Source organism: Roseibium hamelinense, assembly GCF_007830545.1.
Lineage (GTDB): Bacteria > Pseudomonadota > Alphaproteobacteria > Rhizobiales > Stappiaceae > Roseibium > Roseibium hamelinense.
The window spans coordinates 194,440-216,969 of record NZ_VLLF01000001.1 but is presented as its reverse complement, the minus strand read 5'-3'; the positions used below and the strand labels follow the sequence as shown (position 1 = coordinate 216,969).

Genomic DNA, 22,530 nt, shown 5'->3' with positions numbered 1-22,530 from the left:
CCTAGCGGACGCGCCGTTTTTCCGCCAGCAAACCGATATAGGTCAACGCGACAGATGCCCCGGCGATGGACGTGATATCTGCATGATCATAGGCAGGTGCGACCTCGACAACATCGCCGCCGACAAAATTTATTTCGCCAAGTCCGCGCAGGATAGACAGGGCTTCGCGGGACAACAGCCCACCGGCTACAGGCGTTCCGGTTCCTGGCGCAAAAGCCGGATCGAGGCAGTCGATGTCGAAGGTCATGTAGGCCGGACCCGCGCCAACCCGTTCAATGATCCGGCTGATGACACCCGCTAGACCGAGCTGATCCATCTCGTAGCCATGGATGATTTCGATCCCGCAGGTTTCCGGCGCATGGGTCCGGATGCCGATCTGGATGGATCGGTGCGGATCGATCAAGCCTTCGCGCACCGCCCGTCCAACGAAAGTGCCGTGGTCGATCCGGTCGCCCTTGTCGTCCCAGGTGTCCTGGTGCGCATCAAATTGCACCAGACCGACCGGCCCGTGCTGGCGCACATGCGCTTTCAGCAGCGGATAGGTGACAAAATGGTCGCCTCCGATCGAGAAAAGGTGGGTTCCCGTTTCAACGATTCCTTCCGCCTGCTTCTGGATATGTTCCGGGATTGAGGCGTTGAGGCCGTAGTCAAACACGCAGTCGCCGTAATCAACCGCCGCCAGAACCTCAAACGGGTCAAACGCGAACGGGTATTGCGGGTCGCCGTCGAAAATCGCCGAGGCCCGGCGCACTCCTTGCGGACCAAAGCGCGCACCCGGGCGATTCGAGACCGATGCGTCGAACGGAATGCCCCAGATCGCAAGATCAACCCCGTCGAGCGTGCGGCTGTATCTGCGGCGCATGAAGCTGAGCGCGCCAGCGTAGGTCGGCTCATGGGAGCCTCCTTTCAGGCTGTCGCCCAAAAAGGCGTTGTCGGTCGGGCGCGGCATATCGGTGTCCATCGGGAGATCCATCTGTTGCCTTGGCATTGCGTGTCGGGCCAAGTGGTTCCATAGCGAGTGGCAGAGGTCAATCGCCCTTAAGTCAAGAGCATCTCGAATATGGCAGATCACGAACCGGCTGATGCGAAATCCAACCAAGACCACACAGGTCACGCACATTCAGGACATGCGCATGACCACACGCCAGAAGTGAGCGCAAACGGTGCCGACCAAGTGGTCACATCCATCCGCGACCGAATGAAAACACCCCACGGAATATCGCACGCGACGATCGAAATCTCGCTCCCATCCCCAGATCGCGCAGCCCAAGCCTGAGACAAGGATTGTTTGTGCCCCCCTAAAAGACTACAAGGCAAAGGTTTGCCTGAGTACGGGCATCGAAAAACAATGATAAGGGATGTGAAGCCGTGGGGAACAACAAGGCAAAGCTGCTGCGCGGACGCGTGCTGACGTTTTCAAGCGAACCGAAAGCGCCAGAAGACACCCATGCCTACCGGTTCGAACAGGATGGCGCCGTCCTCGTCCAAAACGGCAAAATCACGGCAACCGGCTCCTATGCCGAGCTGGCCAAGTCGCTTCCCGAGGGCACGGTTACCGTCGATCATCGGCCGCATTTGATCTGCGCCGGGTTCATCGACACGCATCTGCATTTTCCGCAGGCACAAGTCATCGGCTCCTGGGCCGATCAGTTGCTCGACTGGCTGAACGATTACACCTTTCCCGAAGAAACCCGCTTCCATGACAAGGCACATGGCGATCACATCGCCAAGGGGTTTTATGATGCCTTGATCTCCAACGGCACGACCACCGCCGTGGCATACTGTTCCAGTCAACCCAATTCAGTGGATGCCTATTTCGAGGAAGCTGCACGGCGTGGCATGCTGATGCTCGGCGGCAAGACCATGATGGACCGCAACGCACCGGAAGCCCTGTGCGATACTGCTCAGTTAGGCTATGACGACAGCAAGGCGCTGATCGCCAAATGGCACGGCAATGGCCGAGCGCACTACACCATCACGCCGCGCTTTGCGATCACCTCGACCCCGGAGCAGCTTGAAGCGGCCGGAACACTTTTAAAAGAACATCCGGACTGCCATCTGCAAACCCACTTGTCCGAGAACCATAACGAAATCGCCTTCACACGCGAGCTCTATCCAGAGGCCGACCACTATCTCGGCGTCTATGAAAAATATGGCCTGCTCGGCCCAAAAAGCCTGTTCGGCCACTGCATTCACCTGACCCCGCACGAACATGATCTTATGGCGGAAACAGATTCTGTTGCCGTATTCTGTCCGACTTCAAACCTGTTTCTGGGCAGCGGTTTGTTTGACAAAAAGAGCGTGGAAAATGCGGGTATCCGCACAGCGGTCGCAACCGATATCGGTGGCGGCACCAGCTATTCGATGCTGCGCACCCTTGATGAGGGCTACAAGATCCTGCAACTCCAACGCCAGCGCATGCACCCCCTCACCGCGTTTTACTGGGCAACACTTGGCAATTCCAAAGCGCTGGGCCTGTCAGACAAGATCGGAACGCTCGATGAGGGAACCGACGCTGACATCATCGTCCTGAATGGCGCTGCCACCCAACCGATGGCACTGCGCATGGAAACGGTCAAAAGCCTGTCTGAAGAGCTTTTTCTCCTGCAGACCCTGGGCGACGACCGGTGCATTGTCGAGACCTATATTGCCGGAATACCATCTAAAACGACAGTTTGAGCGCTGCAGCGGGCGCAACGCCCGAAAATCAGCGGCGGTTGAAGAACAGGATCACCTGCCGGGCCTGGCGCTGGAAAATGCCGGGTCCCTTGCCGGCAACGCCGCGCGCCTGCACGTCGTTGATGACCCAGCGCACCAAAAACACCGAAGCGACACCAAACAGAATGCCGCCGACGGCCTGGCCAACAAGCACCCCTGGGGCGCCAAAAAATGCGCCGCCCAGCAGAACGAACGGGATCGTGCCAAGCGTATGCCTTCCCCAGTTCAGCCAGGTTGAATAAAACGGCCGCCCCAGATTGTTGAAACAGGCATTGGAGACAAAAAGCGCGCCGTTGAAAAAAAACGCCAGAGCCAACGGACCGCAGAACAAATGGATCAGCGTGAGCGCAACCCCATCCGCTTCGAACAGCGCAGCAATTGGCCCGCGCAGGACGAACAGGAGCACGGACACGCAGACCACGAACAGGCCGGTGAACAACAGCGCATCCTTCTGCGTCTGACGCACCCGGTCGAATTTTCCGGCGCCATAGTTCTGGCCGACAATGGGGCCGACCGCCCCGGACAAGGCGAAAATAGTCCCGAAGGCTACAGGCGTCATCCGTGCCACAATCGCCATTCCGGCCACCGCCTCCTCACCGTATTCTGCCATAGAACGGGTCACAAACGCTTGGCCGACAGGGGTTGCCAGCTGGGTCAGAATGGCGGGGCAGGAAATCGCGGCAATCGGTGACAGATCCGTCAAGAACGCCCCAGGGTGTGGCCACGCCAACCCGCCGTGATGGCGGAAGATCGGCCCAAGCGCAAACACGGCGATTGCGACCCGGGAAGCCGCGCTGGCAATTGCTGCGCCGGTCAGTTCCAGATCAAGGCCGAAGATCAGAATCGGATCCAGCACCGCATTGACAAGCCCGCCGACAACAGTTGCCATCATCGCGCGCTTGGCATCGCCATGCGCTCTGAGCACAGCTCCGCCGGCCATGCCGAGCAACAGGAACGGCAGTGTCGGGATAATGATCGCAAGATAATCGACCGCCAAGTCATGGGTCGGCCCGGTCGCCCCGATCAGAGACACCAGCGGGTCAAGAAACTCCCAGACCAGAAATGCGAACACCGACGCAAAAATAACCCCGGCCAGCAAGGCATTGGAGGCGCGCTGGCGCGCGAGCTCCTTATCGCCTGCGCCCAAAGCGCGCGCGACCAAAGCCCCGGCGGCAATTGCAACCCCGATGTTGAAGGAGGTGGTGAAGAACAGGATTGCCCCGGCATAGCCGACTGCTGCGGCAAGCTCGGCCTTGCCCAGCATGGAGATGAAGATCATGTCGATGAAATCGACCGCAAACACGGCCATAAGGCCGACCGAGGACGTCAGCGACATCACCGTGACATGGCGGAAGAGGCTGCCGGTCAAGAATTTCGGTTGATCCATCAAAGGTCCTGGCGTGTCGGCAGCGGGCGCATGTTTGAGCGCATCTCATGACACGGACCGGCTGAATTTGCCAACGTGTTTTCATGGCAATGCTCCTCGCGCGCCTGCTGCGGTCTGCGCAAGGCGGCAAGCTGAAACGATGTCAACTGGGCTCAATGATCCGCACGTCATTCAATGCCTTACAAAATGTTCACTCGGCAGTCGCCTTCGGCTGTGGCACTGTTGCCTGGAACCGTGTGGCGTCATTATTTTTTTGCAACGCCGCAGCGACGGGCAGACAACATCGGGAGGCCTACCGTGGCCGGACAGGATTTTGATTTTTGTGTCAGCCGCCGGCTCTTTCTTGCAGGCAGCGCAAGCGCTGCGCTCATGGCAGGCATAAGCCCACGTCTCGCACTGGCGAGCGATCGGCCTGCCCTGCCAATCCCAGCGGAAATGAGGGCGGATCCGGCCGGCACAATCAAGCTCAGCGCCCAGGCCAGCACGATGAATTTCCTGCCTGGCGTTGCGACACCGACATACGGCATCAACGGTCCCTACCTTGGCCCCGCCCTGCGTGTGAGACGCGGCGACACCGTTAATATGGATGTGCGCAACACGCTGGCGGAACCGGTCACCATGCATTGGCATGGCCTCGAAATTCCCGGCGATGATGATGGCGGTCCGGCGGAGGCCATAGCGCCCGGCGCAACCTGGAAACCGAGCCTGACCATTGATCAGCCCGCTGCCACCTGCTGGTTTCACCCGCACTACTACCCAAGTACCGCCGAACTGGTTTTGAAAGGCCTCGCCGGTCTGTTCATTATCGAAGACGACGATACCGACCGTTTGCCATTGCCCTCCACCTGGGGTGTTGATGACATTCCAATCATCATTCAAGATCGGCGGTTCAACCCGGACGGCTCATTCTTTCACAGGTTCAATTTGGCCGCCGTCACTGTCGGTTATGTCGGTGACACCGTGCTGGTGAATGGCGCCATCAATCCGGTTGCTTCAACTGCAAAGGGCTGGTTGCGCCTGAGGCTGCTCAACGGCTCCAATGCCCGCAGCTATCAGCTGGCGTTTTCCGACGATCGGCCGTTCTATGTCATCGCGAGTGACGGCGGGCTACTCGCCCAGCCAGTGCGCATGAACAGCCTGCCGCTTCATGCGGGCGAGCGATATGAGATCCTGGTCGATGCACGAGACGGCAGCGCGTTCGATCTTGTGACCAGTCCTGTTATGCAAATGGCGATGAACCTGCCGCCATTCGACCAGACTCTGCCGGTGATGACCTTCTCTCCAGATGGTGCCGAGACGGAGGGCACCATGCCAGATGCCCTGGCAACACTTCCACCACTCAGCAGCTCTCAAGACCTGCAAACTCAAGACCTGAAGTTCGGCATGAACCTTGATGCGGAAGGCATGGGGCTTTTCATGAAGGCCGGCCTTCCAAAGATGCGGGCCGGCGGTTCAACGGATCCGGAGATCGCAAAGGCCGTTGAACAGGTGATCCTGGAAGGCCCCGACCTCACGCAGGAAGCTCAGCTGTCGGCCAACAACATCAACGGTGTGTCCTTTGCGTTGAACAAGGTCAATTTTGACCTGCCCATAGACACGGACCTGCGCATGGTGTTTTCCGAAGGCACCGACAAGATGTTGCACCCGGTTCATGTCCACGGCTGCCAATACCGGGTGGTCACAGTCAACGGTGACCCAGCACCGGAGTATATGCAGGGCTGGAAGGACACGGCCGCGATCTCGCAGGGCGGCACAGTGGAGGTGCAAGTCCGCTTCAAACATCCGGCCACTGCCGAGAAACCCTACATGGCCCATTGCCATATCCTGGAACACGAAGATTCCGGGATGATGGCTGCGTTTACGGTATCATAAACCCGCCGCTTGCATGCCTTGGCAGCAGAGCGTCCCGCAGCAAGAAACGCTGCGGGAGGGCTTTCATGCCTTTGTATCGTACTGCATCAATTCAACCGGCGCGCCGGCGGATTCGATGAAGGCAACGGTGAGCCCGGCTGACGGGCTGTTGGGGGCGATGATGACAGTCTGTCCCTTCAGCGCGGCTGAAAGATCATCGACCTCGAATGCCGCATGAGGCACGGTTTTGACCAGATCCGGATAGTCCGCATCTGCGTCAAAGCGCATCCATTGGATGCCAAAGGGACTGGCCTTGTGGTCGCTCACAGTCATCTTCAAGTGCGGAATATAAACCTCACCCTCAAACCGCTTTTCGGTCGGAATTCCGATGTGATTAAATTTCATGGCGGCCTCTGGAAACGGGTAAATCAAACAAAAAACCCGCCGGATGGCTCCGGCGGGTTTCGAAAAAGACAAGTTCCAGGCGATTAACGCTTGGAGAACTGGAACGACCGGCGGGCCTTGCGCTTACCGAACTTCTTACGCTCGACAACGCGGCTGTCGCGGGTCAGGAAGCCATTCTTCTTCAGAACGCCACGCAGTTCCGGCTCATAGTGTGTCAGCGCCTTGGACAGGCCGTGACGGACCGCACCGGCCTGACCGGACAGACCGCCACCTGTGACGGTTGCGATAATGTCATACTGGCCATCGCGTTCGGTCAGCATGACCGGCTGCCGCAGGATCATCTGCAGGACCGGGCGAGCGAAATACTCGGTGTAGTCCTTTTTGTTGACGATGATCTTGCCTGTGCCCGGCTTGATCCAGACGCGTGCAATCGCGTCTTTCCGCTTGCCAGTGGCGTATGCACGGCCATTCGCGTCCAGCTTCTGAACGTGGACCGGTGCTTCAGGGGCTGCGGTATCGACCGCGCCGCCCAGGTCTTCCAGGGATTGCAGCTCAGCCATTATTCAGCCCTCATGCCATCGTTTTTCGCGTTGAGGCTCTTCACGTCAACCAGTTCAGGCGACTGTGCCTCATGCGGGTGGGTCGCACCTGCATAAACCTTAAGATTTTTCAGCTGCTTGTTGGACAGCGGACCGCCCGGCATCATGCGCTGAACAGCTTTTTCGAGAACGCGCTCCGGGAAACGGCCTTCCAGAATGCCGCGCGCCGTACGCTCCTTGATGCCGCCCGGGTGACCGGTGTGCCAGTAGTACTTTTTGTTATCGTACTTGCGGCCCGTGAACCTCACCTTGTCGGCATTGATCACGATAACATTGTCGCCGCAATCAACATGGGGCGTGTAGGTCGGCAGATGCTTGCCGCGCAGGTGGTTTGCGATGTAAGCCGCCAAACGGCCGACAACCATGCCTTCTGCGTCGATCAAGATCCACTTTTTCTCGACCTCAGCCGGCTTGGCAGAGAAGGTCTTCATGTGACTGATCCACTATTGATCGGTTAAAGAGAAAGGCCCGCCCGGCACGGTCATGCCAGCCAACGGACCTGAATTCGTTCGTGGGGGTGTATACGGCGTTACAAAACCGTCGTCAAGCACAAACAAGACAACATCACTCTAGAAAATACAGTAAATTCAGTAAGATATAAAAACGGTATAGAGATACCACATATTCTCCTGTTCTTTTTCAAGGAAAACCGTTCTGCCCCATGCCAAATCTACCACGGCACCCGCGGACCAATGGCCGGTTTAGGCTTTGGTCAAGCAATTTGAGCCAAGCTGGATGAAACCCTTGAATCCGGACCCTGCGCATGCGGCCACCTGTCCTTTCAGTCATTCGGCGCAATCCATTGCTGATTTCGGTGCTCGCCGGCTCCTTGCTTTGGGGCGGAGTCGTGGCCGCGCTGGACCGCCTGATCGACTGGCAGGTAGAAGTCTCCATCAAGCAAAATGCCGAAACCAGAGCCACCCGTTGGGCCAACAGTTTCTTTGATTCCGCAGATGATTTCCGCCGCCTTGTGGAACAGGGCATCACGACGCCGGATCAGGTCAACCGAATTGAGGACTCATTCGCTTTGGTGGATGTCATCCGGTTCGAGATTTTTGACCGCAACGGCATGCAGACGTTCTTGTCCGATGCCGGCATTCTGGAACCCTCGGACGTTTTCAATTCAACGGCCAAGTCGGCATTTGACAGTGGTCAAACACTGGTCTTCTTCCACGAACATGAGGACGATGACGAAAGCCGGCAAGCGGACATTGAAAACTACGTCGAGGTTTATATCCCTGCCCGGCTTCCGAACGGAGAGCGCATTGGCGCAATGGAAGTCTACGTGGATGTCAGCACCCTGAAGGAGGCGCTGGAAGACACGTTTCAACGCATCAGCTGGTATCTTATAACCGGGACCGTCCTCGTTCTGCTTTTTCCCGCGATCGCCTATGTTCACCGCACGCGCCAGCTCATGCGCAAGGACCGGGAACTGTTGGAGCTGACGCGCTACGATCAGCTCACCGGCACCTTAGACCGCAACTCCATTGCTGACATGCTGGAGACGATCTTTTCTCAAAGGAATAGCGGCGCGGGTCTTGGCATTTTGTTTGTCGACGTCGACTATTTCAAGCAGGTCAACGACCAATACGGCCATCAATGCGGCGACAAGCTGCTGCAGCATGTCGCAGGGATATTGCAATCCAGCACAAGGGCCCCGACGGACATTGTCGGTCGGTACGGAGGCGACGAGTTTGTTCTTTTGTGCCCCGGTGTCGATCTGGATGAATTGCGCAAAGTCTACCGCCGTTTGATCGAAAACGCCCGCACCCCTTGCACGCATCAGGGCAATTCGTATGTGCCAAGCCTCAGTGTCGGAGCGTATGTTGCAACCTCGCAGGACACGGAACGCACTGCCCTGCACAAAGCCGACCTTGCCGTCTATCAAGCCAAAAAGAATGGGCGGGGCCAGGTCGTCGAATACTCAGACCATCTTCAAAACCTTTTCGACCGGAAACCCGAAGACAAGTCAGCCTGAAAATTCCCCAGCACGATCGTTAGGTCCGGCCCGACAACTCAGCCCTGCCAGTCCCTGAGCGTTTCGGCTCGTTTTTCCCAGACCTCGCACTCCTTGGTCAGCCAACTGACGAACACCTTAGCTGCCGGACGCAAGACCATATGTTCGGGGGACACCAAATAGTACCCTGCTTTTTCTACGGTCCAGGGCCCAAATGGCGCGATCACCTCCCCCGTTTTCATCCGCCCTTCAACCAGGGACAAACGCGCGAGCATGAACATGTTTTGAGAGATCATGTTCTCAATCGCTATGTGGCTGTCAGTGAACCGGAACGCATAGGAAATGCCGTTTGGGTCAAGCCCCCTTTCGGACATCCAGTCCTTTGCGCTCTGTTTAAAGGTCACTTTCGGCCCCACATCGTCAATGAAAGGCACTTCTGACAAACCGCTCATATTCTCGATAGAGCCGTAAGTCTTGATGTACCGGTAGAGTGCAGCCGGCGTGCAAACCACGTTCACATATTCCGGCATCAACTTGCGGCATGTCAGCCCGTCATAACCACCCATGCCATAGCGGACGCCCACGTCGATATTGTCGCTGCTAAAATCCACCAGACTGTTGGATGTCAGCACAGACACATCAATTCCCGCATGCATTGAGGTGAATTTTCCAAGCCGCGGGACCAGCCAGAGAGACGCGAAAGACGGCAGAACTGAAATGGTGAGTTGCGCCGAGTTTTCCGCTCCCCTCAAGTTTTGCGTTGCATCCTCAATCAAGGAAAGAGCCTGCCAAACGCTGGCATAGTAGGACGCGCCTTTTTCCGTGAGCTCGACGCTGGAATTCCGGCGCTGTAAAAGCTGCACGCCTATCCAGGCTTCCAGCGTCTTGATCTGCTGACTGACAGCTGATGGCGAAACACTGAGCTCCGCAGCAGCTCCTGCAATGGATTTTTTCTGGCCGACTGCGCAAAAACTCCGCAGCGCATTCAAAGGGGGTAGGTTGCTCAAAATACAAATCACTAAATAGGTTGCATATTTGAACATGCACATCTTTTGATCGTTTACAAGATCCGATCCCTGAAACACGGACCTTTCCCATCGGGCCTGTCGCAACTTTCACTGACGGGCTGATTTCTCCCGTTTTGAGAGCAATTTTCAGACTTCGACCGGCGCTTCAGTTTTTCAACGATGGAGCCGAGGATCACGATGCGGAATTCCAATTACAGGTGCGCTCTTTCAACAACCAAATCTCAAGGCCGGGCTAACGCAAAAAACTCTGCGACACGCCCCATATCAGCCCATCCGTTCGGCAAGTGACAATCAGACCAACCGGCGCTCTCCTCGAATTCGACAGCCCCTTCGAAGAATTAGCGCGTTGTTTTTCCGGAATTATTCTACTGCCCTTAGGTAGGATTAGCTTTTCTAAATAGCGATCACTACACGCTTAAGTCTACAACTGAATCGTGAAATTCAGCACTGAACGCGAGTGGTAGATCCGATGACGCATGTTTCGCCCCCCATGACCCCTTCAACGGTCCTGCCGGCCGCTTTGTCTGCCTCTCCTGCGCTGACGCGAATCCACCATCGCGGCATGCTGAAAGCCGGAACAAGTGCCGGTATCAAAGGACTTTCGGTCCATACGGATGACGGTTGCAAAGGGATGGACGCCGACTTCGGCCGCGCATTGTCAGCTGTCATCTTCGCAGATCACAGGCCGGTTGCCTTTGAGATCGTCAATCCGGATGAACGCTTCAGTGCCCTCGCCGCAGAATCCATCGACATCGGCCTTTACAATGCCAGTAAGACGCTTTCTCGAGAGCTTCAGAACGCGGTCACCTTTCCGGTCGTTACCCTTGTTGACGGTGAAGCGGTTCTGACACAGCGGCATAATGCCGAAAAGACATTCTCGACTTGGCAAGACCTGGTCATCGCTGTTCAGGGTGGGACCACTTCGGCCGGCAATATCGACGCCTACCGAAGCGGGCGTCCTGCAACAATCCGTCCATTTGAAACCCTTGCAGACGCGGTATCCGCGCTTGTCTCGGGAGACGTTGACGCTGTCGTGTTTGATGCCATTGGTCTGGCAGGCGTGCTCTCCGACTTGGAGGACCCACAACAACTCGTCATTTTGGACGAACGCATCTCGCGCGAGCTGATGGGGCCGGTTGTCCCTGTTGAGGATCCAATTTTCGCCCGGCTCGTCGAATGGACCTTTGCCGCTCTTGTCCGGGCCACCGAGCTCGGTGTCACGGCGGACCGCGTGACTGACACTGCGTGCACCGCCCGCCAAGACGCTTTTTTGGCAGCCGGCCTCCCCTTGTGGCCAAGAGATCCAATGGCCGCGCAGCGGCTGCGCGCAATGCTGCAATCGACCGGAAACTACCAAGAAATTTTCGACAGGAACCTGGGTCGTTTTTCAGACCTAAAGCTGCCGCGAGGGCTGAACGCTCCATCGGCCGACGGTGGGATTTTTCACCCGGCGCCGTTTTAAGCGCCTCATTTCAATCATCAATTACAGGATTCACCACATGTCCTTGACGCAGTCCCCGGCGCCCATGGCGCCGCAATTTCCCCCAATTGGCCACGGATTTGAACCGCCGCTCCGTGAAGACATCCGGCCAAAGGTCATTCTCTGCGTTGCGGCAAGCGATGCGCATGTTGTCGGCAACCACATGATCGCGATGTTTCTGCGCGACAACGGCTTTGAGGTCGTCAACCTGGGCGCGGCAACACCAATTGAGGAGATCATGGATGCTCATCAAAAGCATCCGGATGTCATTGCCATCATCATCGGCTCCTTGAACGGCCATGCAGCGGACGATCTTGCCGGACTTGGCATCGCAAAGCGCGACTATCAGGTGCGGTGCCCGGTTTTTCTTGGCGGAAACCTCTCTGTCGGCTCACGGAAAACAAGCCGCGAAGTCGATCAGCTGCTCAGCGACGGCGTGAATGAAATCGTCAACGACCCCGAAAAACTGCTGATCAAGCTCAAACAGCTTGCATCCGGGGCCAGCGCTTCCGTGCCGCAATTGCCGGTCCAAACCGCTCAACAGGGAACTTTTTAGTCATGAATACCAACCACCCAAACATTGCCATAGTGGGCGCGACAGGCGCCGTTGGACAAACCCTCATCTCGCTTTTGGATGAACGCGACTTTCCCGTGAATGACGTTGCGCTGCTTGCCTCTTCCCGCAGCGCAGGCCGCAAACAGGTCGTGCGCGGAAAAGAAAGACAGGTCGAGGACCTGGAGGGTTTCAACTTTGCCAACACTGATTTGGCGTTCTTTTCAGCCGGCGGAAGTGTTTCAGAACGTCATGCACGGCGGGCGGCCGCTCAAGGGGCGCTTGTCATCGACAACACCAATGCCTTCCGCATGGACGATGATGTCCCGCTTGTGGTCCCGCAGGTCAACGCGGAAGTCGTTCGCCAGCGCCCGGATTCTGGCATCATTTCAAATCCCAACTGCTCGACCATCCCGCTGGTGCGCCTTTTGCGCCCGCTGCATGACCATACGCCGATCTCTTCGGTTGTGGTCTCCACCTACCAGGCAGCCTCCGGCGCCGGTCTGTCCGGCATAGACGAGCTGCGAAAGTCCGCAGACCGTGTGCTCAGCGATCAGACCAGCGCCGACACAGACAATGTGAAGTTCAGCGATCCCCTCGGTTTCAATCTTATTCCCAATATCGACCGGCCATTGGACACCGGCTTTACCCTTGAAGAGCAAAAAATGCTTCAGGAAAGCCGGAAGATCATGGGACTGCCGGACTTTGCACTGACTGCAACATGTGTGCGCGTTCCGGTCATCAACGCTCATTCTGAAACAGCCTACATCCGTTTCGAAACGCCAGTCGGCCGCGAACAGGTTGTTAGCCTGCTCCGCTCGCTCGAGGACATCCTCGTTTACGACGACGGACCTGGCAAGGTCACCTATCCGACACCGCGTTTTCTCTCGGATCCGAACCAGGTTCATGTCGGCCGCATCCGCATCAATCCGGACGATCCATGCGGGCTCTGGCTCTGGCTGATTGCCGACAACATTCGCATCGGCGCCGCTCTGAACGCCATCCAGATCGCAGAAGCGGTCACCAACATGCAGGTGCAGTGACATGGCCCCGACAGTCATAAAGTTTGGCGGATCCAGCTTTGCGGACCCGGAAGGTTTCCACCGCGTTGCGGCGTACGTTATGAACGCACAGGCCCGCGGAAAGGACATGGTGGTGGTCGTATCGGCACCGCCCAACCTCACAGAGAGCTGGCGCAAGCTCCTCACCGACGTCAACCCCAAACCCAAGGAGCAAACCACAGGCGGCCTGTTGCCCCGTGCCGACACTGTGGGGGCCTATTTGCTGGCTGCGGCCTTCGATGCGGTCAATGCGCCATGCCGGGTGATGCCGGCAGACCTGCTGGGTATTGAAACAGATTCTGTGTTTTGCAATGCGACGCCCAAAAACATCGACATGAGCCGCGTGCGGCAGACGCTGGCCGAGGGTAAAATCGTTGTCGTTCCCGGGGGGCAGGCGCGCAGCCTGTCAGGCGACCTGACTTGGCTTGGTAAGAACTCTTCGGATGTCAGTGCAATCCTGCTGGCCGCATACTTGAACGCCGAAGCTTGCACGATTTGCTCCGACGTTCCGGGCGTTTTCTCGGCAGATCCCAACACCTACCCCGACGCACAGCTGCTCGAAGAAATCAGCTATGAAGATGCGATCGCGATGTCGATTTCCGGGGCAAAGGTTCTCCACCACCGCGCTATCGAAGTTGCCCGGAACCATGGTGTGCCACTCGAATTGCGCCTCAACCGGCCGCCGTTCAATACCGGCACCACAGTTGGACCAACTGGAAAAGCGCGGGCGGTCATTCCCGACCAGAAGTCAAAGGTGTTTGTTTTTCCGGACGCCGACACCCGCAGCTCTGCGCTTGAAGTCCTAGGTTCCAACAACCTTCCGGTCATCGATCTTGCGGAAGAAACCGGCGCGCCGGTTGTCGTGACCTGCGGTTTTTCAGACCCGGACAGGATCCTTCAAGAAGCCCGAATCTCCTTCAGTCGCACGGATCAAAAGATCCTCACGCTCCTCGTTGATGGCGAGATTGAAAGGACGCTTTGCCCGTCTCCGGATGCTCTCGAGGTCGTTGCCAGATCCCGGCACACCGTCCTTGCGCAAGCGTTTTGCTGACCGCCGAACCAACAGGAAAGGTGCAACACGATGTTCGATACCTACAAGCGCTTTGCCGCAAAACGGGGACAAAACCCGCCGTGCCTCAAGGAGACCATCGCTGCGATCAAGGCCGATGCGAAGCCAAGTGTCCATAGTCTTCTGGCAAATGCACAAAGAACCGGCCGGGTCCTTGTTCAGCCGCGCTGCGGGGTCGGTTGCCCCACAGAGATGACTGAACTGCTTAGATATCTGGAGACAAATTCAGACCCGGACATCCTGTCTCTGACAATCGATGCTCATACACGCCTGTTGCGTTTTGAAGTCCTCGACAGGGTGGTTGAAACCGCCCCGCAAAACCTGAATGGCTATCCGCTTTTGTCCCATGGCTGGGAAAAGACCCGCGCATTGAACAAAGCGGTCTCTACACCGATTGAGGTGCGCCATGGATCCCCGGACGGACGGCTCCTGTTTGCCGCAGCGATCGCCTCCGGGATCACGTCCTATGAAGGCGGAGGGATCGGCTACAACATCCCTTACTGCAAAAAAGTTCCGCTCGATTCATCACTACACTACTGGCAGGAGGTGGATGCTTTCGCGGGCGAGCTTGGGGCTTCCGGCGTCTCGGTTGACCGGGAGTTCTTCGGCACACTGACCGCTGTCCTCATCCCGCCGGGCATCTCAATAGCAATGTCCCTCCTCGAAGCATTCCTGGCCGCCCGCGAGGGGGTCCGGTGTCTTTCGATCGCCTACTGCCAGGGTGGTCACGTTGCCCAGGATGTGGCTGCACTTCGGGCGATCAAGAGCCTGGGCGAGCGTTATCTGCCCGAAGGTGTCGATGTCTTTCCGGTGCTGCATCAGTTCATGGGTGCATTTCCGGAGCGTCCCCTGCCTGCCAATTCCCTGATCGCACTTGGCGCCCTGACGGCAAAAATGGGCGGGGCAACCAAGATGATCAACAAGACCTCTGAAGAAGCGCTCGGCGTGCCGGTGCCGAAGGTTAATGCCAAGGGCATTCAGCTGTCGCAGCTGTTCAATGGCCGGGGGTTCGACAGCATTCCGATTGACGAGGGGCGCGTTTCTGAGGAGCAGGCCTGGATCGAAACCGAGGTTGCCGAGCTGATCTCGCCGATCCTTGCCCAAAGCGATCCGATCGCCGCCATCTGCGCCGCCTTTGAAAAGGGGACGCTGGACGTGCCGTTCTCAGCCAGCATGTACGCCCGGTCGGACGTGCTCCCGGCCCGCGACAGAGACGGCGCGATACGCATCTTACGGCCCGGAGCCCTGCCCTTTTCGCACGCCACAAAAGCCCGTCACATCCGCCAGCTCGAACGCAAAACGGCAAGCGCGGGCACCAGCGACTTCCACAAGCTGCGTGACGACATCCTGTACTTCGCGAAGGACGTCGCCCCCGAACTGCACGACCACACCTGACTCAGACTAGAAAACGGAGGAATAGCAATGAACACTGTCTTTCGCTCTCACGAGGCTCCTTTCCAGGTGCCGCGGACCGAGCTTGGCCGGCTCATCCTTGATGATGAAACGCGGGATGCCATGTACCGGGATCTTCAGGGCCTGACCGATCCCTTCAAGGATCCGCGCAGCTTTGCCGCCCAGGTCCGGCGCAGCCTGTCGACGATCGGCACCGGCGCATTGATGCAAATCCATGATTTCGCAACCGCGCCGGACAGTCCGGCCGTGATGCTGATCGACAACCTGCCGACCGATCGCGACCTTCCGCCGACACCATTGGACGATCCGTCTGCTTTGACGGGCCGTGCGTTTGTCGGCGAGGCGATGACCTACGGGCTTGGGAAGTTGATTGGCGAACCGATTGGATACACCACCGAAAAAGACGGAGATATCCTGCACAATCTCATCCCGGCCCAAGGCGCTGAGATGACCCAATCCAACCGCGGCTCCAAGACCTTTTTGAACTTCCACAACGATTGTGTTTACGACGAAAGTGGCTGGTTCCATACCTATAACGCCGATTTTCTCGTTCTCTACGGCCATCGTCCGGACAAGTTCGGTGAAGCGGAAACCATGTACATTGACGCCAAAACGCTCTGCGCGCTTTTGGACGACAGCGACATTGCCGAGCTCCGAAAGCCACAGTTCGAATTGGCCGCCCCCTCCAACTTCACGATGCTTCTCAACAACGGCGAAAAGATCTGGTCGCGGCTGGGCGCAATCATTTCCGGGCCGGAGGACTTTCCGGAAATTTCGGTTGCGGCCAACGGAACGCGCGGCACCAACAAACGCGCATCTGCTGCCCTGGAGCGTCTTCTCGCGTTCTGTGGAAGACCGGAGCACCACGTCTCCGTCCGGATCGGCTCCGGTCAGGCCTTGTTGATCAATAACCGCAAGGGCATGCACGCGCGTTCGAATTTCACACCGACCTTTGGTCCCGAAGAACGCTGGCTTTTGCGGGCAAATGTTCGCCGCGACACCTGGCCGATGCGCCATCGAAAGACCGACCGCTGGAATGTCTACGCCTAACACTCAAACCATTTGATAGGACCTTGTTATGTCTATGTTGAACGAACGGACCCGGGGAACACTGGAGATGGCCGCTGCCATGTTCCTTTCCGGCACACTTGGATATTTTGTCGTTGAATCCGGACAGGATGCTTTTAACGTCGTGTTCTTCCGCTGCCTGTTCGGCGCCATCTTCCTCGGTTTGTACTGTTTTGCCCGGGGGTTCTTTACGGATACCGGGCTGACCCGCACCACCCTTCTCATGACGGCTTTGGGCGGCGTTGCTATTGTCGCCAACTGGGTGTTTCTGTTCAGTTCCTACTCGATGGCATCGATTTCAGTCGCGACCGCAGTTTATCATACGCAGCCGTTTTTCCTTCTGCTGATCGGCGCTGTCGTGCTTCGCGAGGCAATTCCGGGCAACAAGGTCGTCTGGGTCACTGTTGCCTTTATCGGGGTGGTTCTGGTCAGCAACACCGATCTGGCGTCATTCTCGCTGTCATCGGACTATGTTCTGGGATTGCTGCTGGCTCTGACCGCTGCTGTTCTCTACGCGATTGCCACCATGATCACAAAACAGCTCAAAGGGATCCGGCCGCACCTGATTGCCTTGATTCAGGTCTCGATCGGCATCGTCATGCTGTTCCCGCTCGCAAGCTTCGGATCTCTGGAAGCGGTCACCAATGTCGAATGGGGATATCTTCTGATCCTTGGCGGCGTCCACACTTGCCTGATGTACATCCTGATGTACTCAGCGTTTCAAAAGCTTCCTACGCCTTTGATTGCAGTGATGTCGTTCATCTATCCGGTTGTTGCCATCGGAGTGGACTACATCTTCTATGACCAGTCTCTTACCTTGGCACAATTCGCCGGCATCGGCCTGATCATGTTTGGCAGCTTCGCGGTCAATCAGAACCTGCCAATCCTGCCAGGCCGGGTGGTTCCGCCCGCCCCTGCAAAGGAAGCGAAATAAACGTGCCGTGCGGCAATGCACTGGTCGTCGGGGAAAGCGCTGCTTTCTCCGGCGACACTTTCCGTTCACCTGAAGGTGCACTGGACCGCCTCGCGGTCTTTTCGGGTTTGAAACACCGCCGGTGGTACATTGCAGCCTTCGCAAGCCAGATCGAAAAACCGCCATATGCCGGTTTGTTTTGCGGGAAGACGGCACCGCTCGATCAGAGCTCGCGAGCCGGCCTAGAGCCAAAACCCATTGTCACCTTGATGCCGCCGGATCGCGTGACAATACCCCAATGGTTGGCAATCAAGGCGTTTTACGGGGAATGCGGCGCCAAGGGCGCGCCGCTCATAATTGGTCAATTGGCAACAGCACCGGCAACCCAGTCCCCCATCTGGCTCGACACGGATTTACGCCGCACCGCGTTTTATGCGGTTGCACCTTTCATCTTTCACGCCTTGACCTGACCATTTTTGCAATGCGGGCTTTCCGAAAGGCCCGCCTCTTGCCTCTTGGCCCGGACCGAGAACGCCAATCGGCACCACTGCCCTTTGACTTCCGAATGGTTCGCGCAACCGGGCACTGCGGGCGCCATAAAACGGAAACGGTCAGCACTGCATGGCACCGTCCAAACGGCCGAAGCCCACTCCAGCGCTGCTATGGCAGTCACTATCGCGGGCACATCAGGAATTGAAGGGCGAGCCCTAAAGCAATGTGCGGAACTCTTGTCCGACAGATCTGCAAAAATTACTCGCCCGAAGACCGGCTGAAGACACTTGAGTGCGTCACGCTGCTGAAAACCAGGACACTCAATCCAAAGGCAGCCGCCAGAAGAAAAACGCCGCCCAGGACCGGCGGGTATTGCATGGACAAAGGCTCCACCATCCCGCCTGCAAACGTGCCGGCTGCGATGCCGGAGTTGAAAGCCACAACGGCTATTCCAGATGCAAGCGTTCCGTTCCCGCCCTCAATCTCCAGCAATTCTGTTTGAACCAGTGTTGGCAGCAAACCGAAGCAAAAACCGGCACCGATCGCCAGCAGGAAGAATGACAGCTCTCCTCCGGCAAGGCCCGATGCGATCAAGACAGCTGCTTCAACACACACAATCGCGCAGGCCCTTTCCAGCCGTGCACGGGCAGCAAGGTACCCCGAAACCATTGTTGCCAGCACAACGCTGGCTCCGTAAAGCGCAAGAAACAAGGCAACCGGCCGGCTCGATACATCAACCAGCGGGGCGAAATAGGCGTAAAATGCAAAATGCCCGGTGATGATCAAGGCAAACAGTGTTCCGACACAAACAAGGCCACCACTCAAGGAGAATCGCGGCTCGCTTTTGTCTGTTGAAAATGCCCCGACGGGAACAGCGGGTGCAAAAGCGGCAGAACACACCACGCCAACGGCCGCAACGGCCATAGGCAACCGCCAGGAGGCAAGCTCCGCCATCGCCTCTCCGGCCGGAATTCCAAGCGCAAGGGCAAGCGCGTTCCCCATCAGGGCTTTCGCTACGGCACGCTCCGGCTGCGCACGTGCCGAACGGGCAGCCAACGCGAGCGCAAGGGGAAAAAACGCGGCATGAACCAGGCCGTTTGCAACCCGAAAACCGGTGTAGATAAGGATGTCGGGCGCAAATGCTGACGCAAGAGCCATGAGTGTGAAGGCAAATGACGCTGCCATGAATGCGCGCCTGAGATTGGACCGGCGCAAAATAAACGCCATTGGCAAGGCGAGCAAGGCGGTTGCAACAGCGTAAAAGGCCGAGCCCATGGCCGCCTCCGGCACGCTCGCCCCGAAGCCTTCGGCAATATGGTGAACAGACCCGGCAGGTGCCATCTCAACCGTAACGGCAAAAAAGATGGCGGACGGCAGCGCCAATTGCTCGGCAACCGCCGCCGGCCGAAAGCTAGAGGGCACGTTCATGCACCGGGAGTTCGGGGACGCGCGCCGGCAAAGACGAGATTGCCCTTTGGCTCAAAACACGAACGCTTAGGAGTGCGCCGGACTGCAAGGAGCGGAGTGACACGGAACCGTCCACTTCTCCCAAAAACACAGCGCTGCCAGGTTCGAGAACTGCGCTCTCCAGCTGGAAGCGCCCAGACAGCACGATGATTGTCTCATCGACCCCATGTCCTTCCGGAAACTCAAGTTCCCGCCCCCCTTCAAGGGTCCAGTGTTCAACGGATTCAGCGTCACTGTGCAGCATTCCGCGCCGTATAAGGCATGTCCAATAGTCATCTTGATCGACTGTTTTGAAGATCATTGCTGCGGCACCCTCAAATGAACCGAATAGAGTTCGGCTTCGCTGAGCGCACCGACGGCGGCCTCGCCTCCCGCTGGCACCAGAAAACACGCCGGTCCCTCAAGCGGACCATCGAAACCCGGAAAAGCGATGTTGGCTTTCCCCCGGTTCAAAAAGACGGCAATTTCATGCGTCCCATCACCGAAAAATGACTGGTCGCCCTGTTTCAGAACAGCGCGGTTCACACTCGTCAAAGGACCTGAGAAGATGCGCGTTGCATCGATGTTCGGCGTTTTGGTTAAGTCAAAAATATGCGCAGGCATTGAATTGCTCCCGGACGGAGACGCACCGGCCAATACCTCTTGGGTACGGGGTGTCAGCGTCTCGATAACCCACCAGTTGAGAACACCGTTTCCGGTGTTCTCCAGTCCATGCGTGTTGTCAGGGGGTGTCAGTGCGAGGGTTCCCGCGCGCACCGGGTGACGAATGCCGTTCAACGCGTATTCGCCTTCCCCGTCCAGGATCAGATAGATTTCCTCTGTCCGGGTGTGCCGGTGCTCCCCGCTCACAGCCCCCGGTGGAAGGGTTGCCCATTCCACCGCTTCTGTTGGCGACGTTAGGTCACGCCGCGTATAGAAGGCCTTCCACCCTGTTGCCCCTTCCGAGCCGTGCACTCCGATTACGGTTGCATGGCCTCTTGGGGTCCGGGGAGGAGGCACCAGACAAGGTGCCGGGGTCATACCGGTTCTTCCGAAGCAACCGGCGCGGCTTCACTGCCAGCAACCTGGGGTGCAATGGCACTTGCAGCCTTTGCGCCAAGTACGGCAACCAGCTTCAAGCCAGCGGAAATGTCTGCCTCAGTCAGATCATTGACGAAGACCGCATTGCCGATCCCGACCGGCAAGGGAAGCCTTTGCTTGCCGTCCCTATGACGGGTGGTATCTGCCAAGGCTTGCAAAAGCAGTCTTTGATCCGCCACGGGGTGAGACACAGGCAGACCCATTTGATGCATAACCCCGAAAATGGTCTCGGCCTGGTCGCGGTTGACGAGCCCCCTGTGCAGACCGATCGCGGTGGTCAACGCCATGTCAACATTCACTGCCTCACCATGCAAGAGTTCCGGAAGCGCCTTCATTTCAATGTTCGGGCTAAAGGTGTGGCCATAATCTACCAGGCGTTCCAGCTTGTGTTCCCACAGATTGGGCTCCAGCTCTTCCAGCATGCCGGCAATGGACCGGGCAATAATTTCGATCTCATAGTCCGTTCCCTCCTGGAAATGCGAAGCCAGAACGGTCTCCCCATGCTCTTCAAGCAAGGAAAAAAGGCGCTCGTCCTTGATCAGCGCGATCTTCAGGATCTCCGCCAGACCGTTTGAGATATGCCGCTTGTCCAAGGTGCCAAGGAACGACATGTCCAACAGATTTCCGACAGCTGGAAAATATGTGCCGATCTTGTTTTTTCCGGTCTTGAAGTTCGCACCTGTCTTGATGCCGACGCCCGCATCAACAATCCCCATCAAAGTCGTGGGAACCCGCACGAAAGGTGTATTGCGGCGATAGATGCTGCACGCAAACCCGACGACGTCGGTCAACACGCCGCCTCCAATCGCGATCACCGGCTCGCGGCGCCGATCGAGTTTGAAATTGTCGATGGCCTCCAGAACCGTCTCGACCGCCTGCCAGTTCTTGTTCAACTCACCGTCCGGCAACACAAGAAGACGATGTTCGGCCATATTGGTCTGCGCATAGGCCCTGATGCGGTCGCCATAAAGATCATTGACCCTATTGTCCGTGACGATAAGACGGCGAGCTCCGCTTTCCCCATCCACGAGTGCAAGATTGGAGACATCAAGAACATCTTTAACAATTTCAACGCTGTAAGCGACATCCTGTTGGGACTTAACAGTCCAGTTTTCGGCAATAGTCATAATCAGGCCTCCAATTTGCGAGGTTGGGAAAAAGAAAGGGAACGAAGGTAATTGTTTGAAGGAACTTCGACGTATCGCCACAGCGCCAAGGCGGCGACGAGGCTAACGGCGAATAGACCGGCAATAAAAACAACTGCGCCGGTAGGAGTAAGCTGCACCGGTCCGAGCCAGTTTCTGCCGACACCTAAAATGATGTCATGCACGAGGTACAGAGCGAAGGAGATCTCGCCCATCCGGACAGCCAAGGGGGATGCCAGCAGCGCTGGCCGCGAAGCCGTTTGAGCTGCTGCAACAATCAGCACCAGCACCGGCAGGACGAATATCGCATCGACTTGCCACAACAGCGGCACAAACAAACTGCCCGCATAGGAAAGTGCGACGGCCGCAAGTCCGAGCCATATCGGCAGGTGGGGCAAAAGGGCCTCACGTACCGCCCGTGCCGCCAGCATCCCGGCGACAAACTCCAACAACCGGACCGGCGGGAATGCATAAACAGACCAAACCTGGAGAATGGAAGCACCCAGCAGCGGAGACTGGGCATGATTTGACCCAAACACCTCGCCGGACGGCAACATCCCCGCGAGCAGCGGCATCGACAGGATGACGGCCACCAACCCCAGCATGACTGGCAGGACTGCTGTTTTGCGGAGCCGGTTTACCAACGGAATGGCAAACGGGAACATGGCGTAGAAAAACATTTCCGCCGACAAAGACCAGCTCGGATTGTTGATGCTAAAAAACGCCGTATCACGCGGGATCCAGGCATGAAGCAAGAACAGGTTTGCCACCGCTTCCCAGACCTGGGTGGCGCCAAGACCGGCAATTGCCAAAGCAACGCCATCCGGCGCCACATGAACCGTCC

Annotated in this window: 22 protein-coding genes; 11 read left to right on the top strand and 11 right to left on the bottom strand. The window is 57.4% G+C overall.

Annotation, left to right across the window (positions count from 1 at the left end):
- Position 1: 1 nt before the first annotated feature.
- Positions 2-961 carry an agmatinase gene (gene speB / locus JM93_RS01055; RefSeq protein ID WP_145340216.1) on the bottom strand — a complete coding sequence of 320 codons (960 nt, stop codon included), beginning with the start codon at positions 959-961 and terminating at the stop codon, positions 2-4.
- Positions 962-1,368: 407 nt separating this feature from the next.
- On the opposite strand from speB, the gene guaD reads away from it, so the two are divergent.
- On the top strand, positions 1,369-2,679 hold the full coding sequence (gene guaD, locus JM93_RS01050; protein WP_145340214.1) for a guanine deaminase: 1,311 nt from the start codon (positions 1,369-1,371) through the stop codon (positions 2,677-2,679).
- Between the two features lie 28 nt (positions 2,680-2,707).
- On the opposite strand, the gene JM93_RS01045 is transcribed toward guaD, so the two are convergent.
- A complete protein-coding gene (locus tag JM93_RS01045; protein ID WP_145340212.1) occupies positions 2,708-4,105 on the bottom strand; it encodes an MATE family efflux transporter in 1,398 nt (465 codons plus the stop codon).
- Between the two features lie 297 nt (positions 4,106-4,402).
- Here JM93_RS01045 and cueO point away from each other — a divergent pair, with 297 nt between their 5' ends.
- On the top strand, positions 4,403-5,977 hold the full coding sequence (gene cueO / locus JM93_RS01040; protein ID WP_244300735.1) for a multicopper oxidase CueO: 1,575 nt from the start codon (positions 4,403-4,405) through the stop codon (positions 5,975-5,977).
- 63 nt (positions 5,978-6,040) lie between these two features.
- On the opposite strand, the gene JM93_RS01035 is transcribed toward cueO, so the two are convergent.
- The 3 genes from JM93_RS01035 to rplM all read right to left on the bottom strand — a co-directional run bounded on the left by JM93_RS01035 (position 6,041) and on the right by rplM (position 7,391).
- Entirely contained in the window at positions 6,041-6,361 is a 321-nt protein-coding gene (locus JM93_RS01035) for a VOC family protein (RefSeq protein ID WP_145340210.1), read from the bottom strand.
- Positions 6,362-6,444: 83 nt separating this feature from the next.
- Complete coding sequence (gene rpsI / locus JM93_RS01030) at positions 6,445-6,921, bottom strand: 30S ribosomal protein S9 (protein ID WP_145340208.1); 477 nt, start codon at positions 6,919-6,921, stop codon at positions 6,445-6,447.
- Positions 6,921-7,391, bottom strand: a complete 471-nt coding sequence (gene rplM / locus JM93_RS01025; protein ID WP_145340206.1) for a 50S ribosomal protein L13 — start codon at positions 7,389-7,391, stop codon at positions 6,921-6,923. Before rplM ends, rpsI begins: the two co-directional genes overlap by 1 nt.
- 332 nt (positions 7,392-7,723) lie before the next feature.
- Between rplM and JM93_RS01020 the strand changes: the two genes are divergently transcribed.
- Entirely contained in the window at positions 7,724-8,938 is a 1,215-nt protein-coding gene (locus JM93_RS01020) for a GGDEF domain-containing protein (protein ID WP_145340204.1), read from the top strand.
- 38 nt (positions 8,939-8,976) lie between these two features.
- On the opposite strand, the gene JM93_RS01015 is transcribed toward JM93_RS01020, so the two are convergent.
- Entirely contained in the window at positions 8,977-9,924 is a 948-nt protein-coding gene (locus tag JM93_RS01015) for a LysR substrate-binding domain-containing protein (RefSeq protein WP_170230463.1), read from the bottom strand.
- Positions 9,925-10,414: 490 nt separating this feature from the next.
- Here JM93_RS01015 and JM93_RS01010 point away from each other — a divergent pair, with 490 nt between their 5' ends.
- From JM93_RS01010 to JM93_RS00975, 8 genes are read left to right on the top strand one after another with little or no spacing between them, the layout of a single operon-like run.
- Positions 10,415-11,407: a type 2 periplasmic-binding domain-containing protein gene (locus JM93_RS01010; RefSeq protein WP_145340200.1), complete on the top strand. Its 993-nt coding sequence runs from the start codon at positions 10,415-10,417 to the stop codon at positions 11,405-11,407.
- Between the two features lie 37 nt (positions 11,408-11,444).
- A complete protein-coding gene (locus JM93_RS01005) occupies positions 11,445-11,981 on the top strand; it encodes a cobalamin-dependent protein (protein WP_208994851.1) in 537 nt (178 codons plus the stop codon).
- A gap of 2 nt (positions 11,982-11,983) precedes the next feature.
- Complete coding sequence (locus JM93_RS01000; RefSeq protein ID WP_145340198.1) at positions 11,984-13,021, top strand: aspartate-semialdehyde dehydrogenase; 1,038 nt, start codon at positions 11,984-11,986, stop codon at positions 13,019-13,021.
- Position 13,022: 1 nt separating this feature from the next.
- The gene (locus JM93_RS00995) at positions 13,023-14,090 is read left to right on the top strand and encodes an amino acid kinase family protein (RefSeq protein WP_145340196.1); all 1,068 of its coding nucleotides are present in this window, start codon (positions 13,023-13,025) and stop codon (positions 14,088-14,090) included.
- A gap of 30 nt (positions 14,091-14,120) precedes the next feature.
- The gene (locus JM93_RS00990; RefSeq protein ID WP_145340194.1) at positions 14,121-15,503 is read left to right on the top strand and encodes a methylaspartate mutase; all 1,383 of its coding nucleotides are present in this window, start codon (positions 14,121-14,123) and stop codon (positions 15,501-15,503) included.
- 27 nt (positions 15,504-15,530) lie between these two features.
- Positions 15,531-16,571: a TauD/TfdA family dioxygenase gene (locus tag JM93_RS00985; RefSeq protein ID WP_145340192.1), complete on the top strand. Its 1,041-nt coding sequence runs from the start codon at positions 15,531-15,533 to the stop codon at positions 16,569-16,571.
- A gap of 28 nt (positions 16,572-16,599) precedes the next feature.
- Positions 16,600-17,523, top strand: a complete 924-nt coding sequence (locus JM93_RS00980) for a DMT family transporter (RefSeq protein ID WP_208994850.1) — start codon at positions 16,600-16,602, stop codon at positions 17,521-17,523.
- 2 nt (positions 17,524-17,525) lie between these two features.
- Positions 17,526-17,972 carry a hypothetical protein gene (locus JM93_RS00975; RefSeq protein WP_145340190.1) on the top strand — a complete coding sequence of 149 codons (447 nt, stop codon included), beginning with the start codon at positions 17,526-17,528 and terminating at the stop codon, positions 17,970-17,972.
- A 280-nt stretch (positions 17,973-18,252) separates the two neighbouring features.
- On the opposite strand, the gene JM93_RS00970 is transcribed toward JM93_RS00975, so the two are convergent.
- From JM93_RS00970 to JM93_RS00950, 5 genes are read right to left on the bottom strand one after another with little or no spacing between them, the layout of a single operon-like run.
- A complete protein-coding gene (locus JM93_RS00970; protein ID WP_170230462.1) occupies positions 18,253-19,416 on the bottom strand; it encodes an MFS transporter in 1,164 nt (387 codons plus the stop codon).
- Positions 19,406-19,762: a hypothetical protein gene (locus tag JM93_RS00965; RefSeq protein ID WP_145340188.1), complete on the bottom strand. Its 357-nt coding sequence runs from the start codon at positions 19,760-19,762 to the stop codon at positions 19,406-19,408. The genes JM93_RS00970 and JM93_RS00965 overlap by 11 nt, the downstream gene beginning before the upstream one ends.
- The gene (locus tag JM93_RS00960; protein ID WP_145340187.1) at positions 19,759-20,481 is read right to left on the bottom strand and encodes a cupin domain-containing protein; all 723 of its coding nucleotides are present in this window, start codon (positions 20,479-20,481) and stop codon (positions 19,759-19,761) included. Before JM93_RS00960 ends, JM93_RS00965 begins: the two co-directional genes overlap by 4 nt.
- Positions 20,478-21,668, bottom strand: a complete 1,191-nt coding sequence (locus JM93_RS00955; protein WP_145340186.1) for a sedoheptulose 7-phosphate cyclase — start codon at positions 21,666-21,668, stop codon at positions 20,478-20,480. Before JM93_RS00955 ends, JM93_RS00960 begins: the two co-directional genes overlap by 4 nt.
- 2 nt (positions 21,669-21,670) lie before the next feature.
- Positions 21,671-22,519, bottom strand: a complete 849-nt coding sequence (locus tag JM93_RS00950; protein WP_244300734.1) for an acyltransferase family protein — start codon at positions 22,517-22,519, stop codon at positions 21,671-21,673.
- Positions 22,520-22,530: the final 11 nt, after the last annotated feature.

Coding starts and splice junctions, on each gene's coding strand:
- speB (WP_145340216.1), bottom strand. CDS start 961: ATGGACACCGATATGCCGCGCCCGACCGACAACGCCTTTTTGGGCGAC.
- JM93_RS01045 (WP_145340212.1), bottom strand. CDS start 4,105: ATGGATCAACCGAAATTCTTGACCGGCAGCCTCTTCCGCCATGTCACG.
- JM93_RS01035 (WP_145340210.1), bottom strand. CDS start 6,361: ATGAAATTTAATCACATCGGAATTCCGACCGAAAAGCGGTTTGAGGGT.
- rpsI (WP_145340208.1), bottom strand. CDS start 6,921: ATGGCTGAGCTGCAATCCCTGGAAGACCTGGGCGGCGCGGTCGATACC.
- rplM (WP_145340206.1), bottom strand. CDS start 7,391: ATGAAGACCTTCTCTGCCAAGCCGGCTGAGGTCGAGAAAAAGTGGATC.
- JM93_RS01020 (WP_145340204.1), top strand. CDS start 7,724: ATGCGGCCACCTGTCCTTTCAGTCATTCGGCGCAATCCATTGCTGATT.
- JM93_RS01010 (WP_145340200.1), top strand. CDS start 10,415: ATGACGCATGTTTCGCCCCCCATGACCCCTTCAACGGTCCTGCCGGCC.
- JM93_RS01005 (WP_208994851.1), top strand. CDS start 11,445: ATGTCCTTGACGCAGTCCCCGGCGCCCATGGCGCCGCAATTTCCCCCA.
- JM93_RS01000 (WP_145340198.1), top strand. CDS start 11,984: ATGAATACCAACCACCCAAACATTGCCATAGTGGGCGCGACAGGCGCC.
- JM93_RS00995 (WP_145340196.1), top strand. CDS start 13,023: ATGGCCCCGACAGTCATAAAGTTTGGCGGATCCAGCTTTGCGGACCCG.
- JM93_RS00990 (WP_145340194.1), top strand. CDS start 14,121: ATGTTCGATACCTACAAGCGCTTTGCCGCAAAACGGGGACAAAACCCG.
- JM93_RS00985 (WP_145340192.1), top strand. CDS start 15,531: ATGAACACTGTCTTTCGCTCTCACGAGGCTCCTTTCCAGGTGCCGCGG.
- JM93_RS00980 (WP_208994850.1), top strand. CDS start 16,600: ATGTCTATGTTGAACGAACGGACCCGGGGAACACTGGAGATGGCCGCT.
- JM93_RS00965 (WP_145340188.1), bottom strand. CDS start 19,762: ATGATCTTCAAAACAGTCGATCAAGATGACTATTGGACATGCCTTATA.
- JM93_RS00960 (WP_145340187.1), bottom strand. CDS start 20,481: ATGACCCCGGCACCTTGTCTGGTGCCTCCTCCCCGGACCCCAAGAGGC.
- JM93_RS00955 (WP_145340186.1), bottom strand. CDS start 21,668: ATGACTATTGCCGAAAACTGGACTGTTAAGTCCCAACAGGATGTCGCT.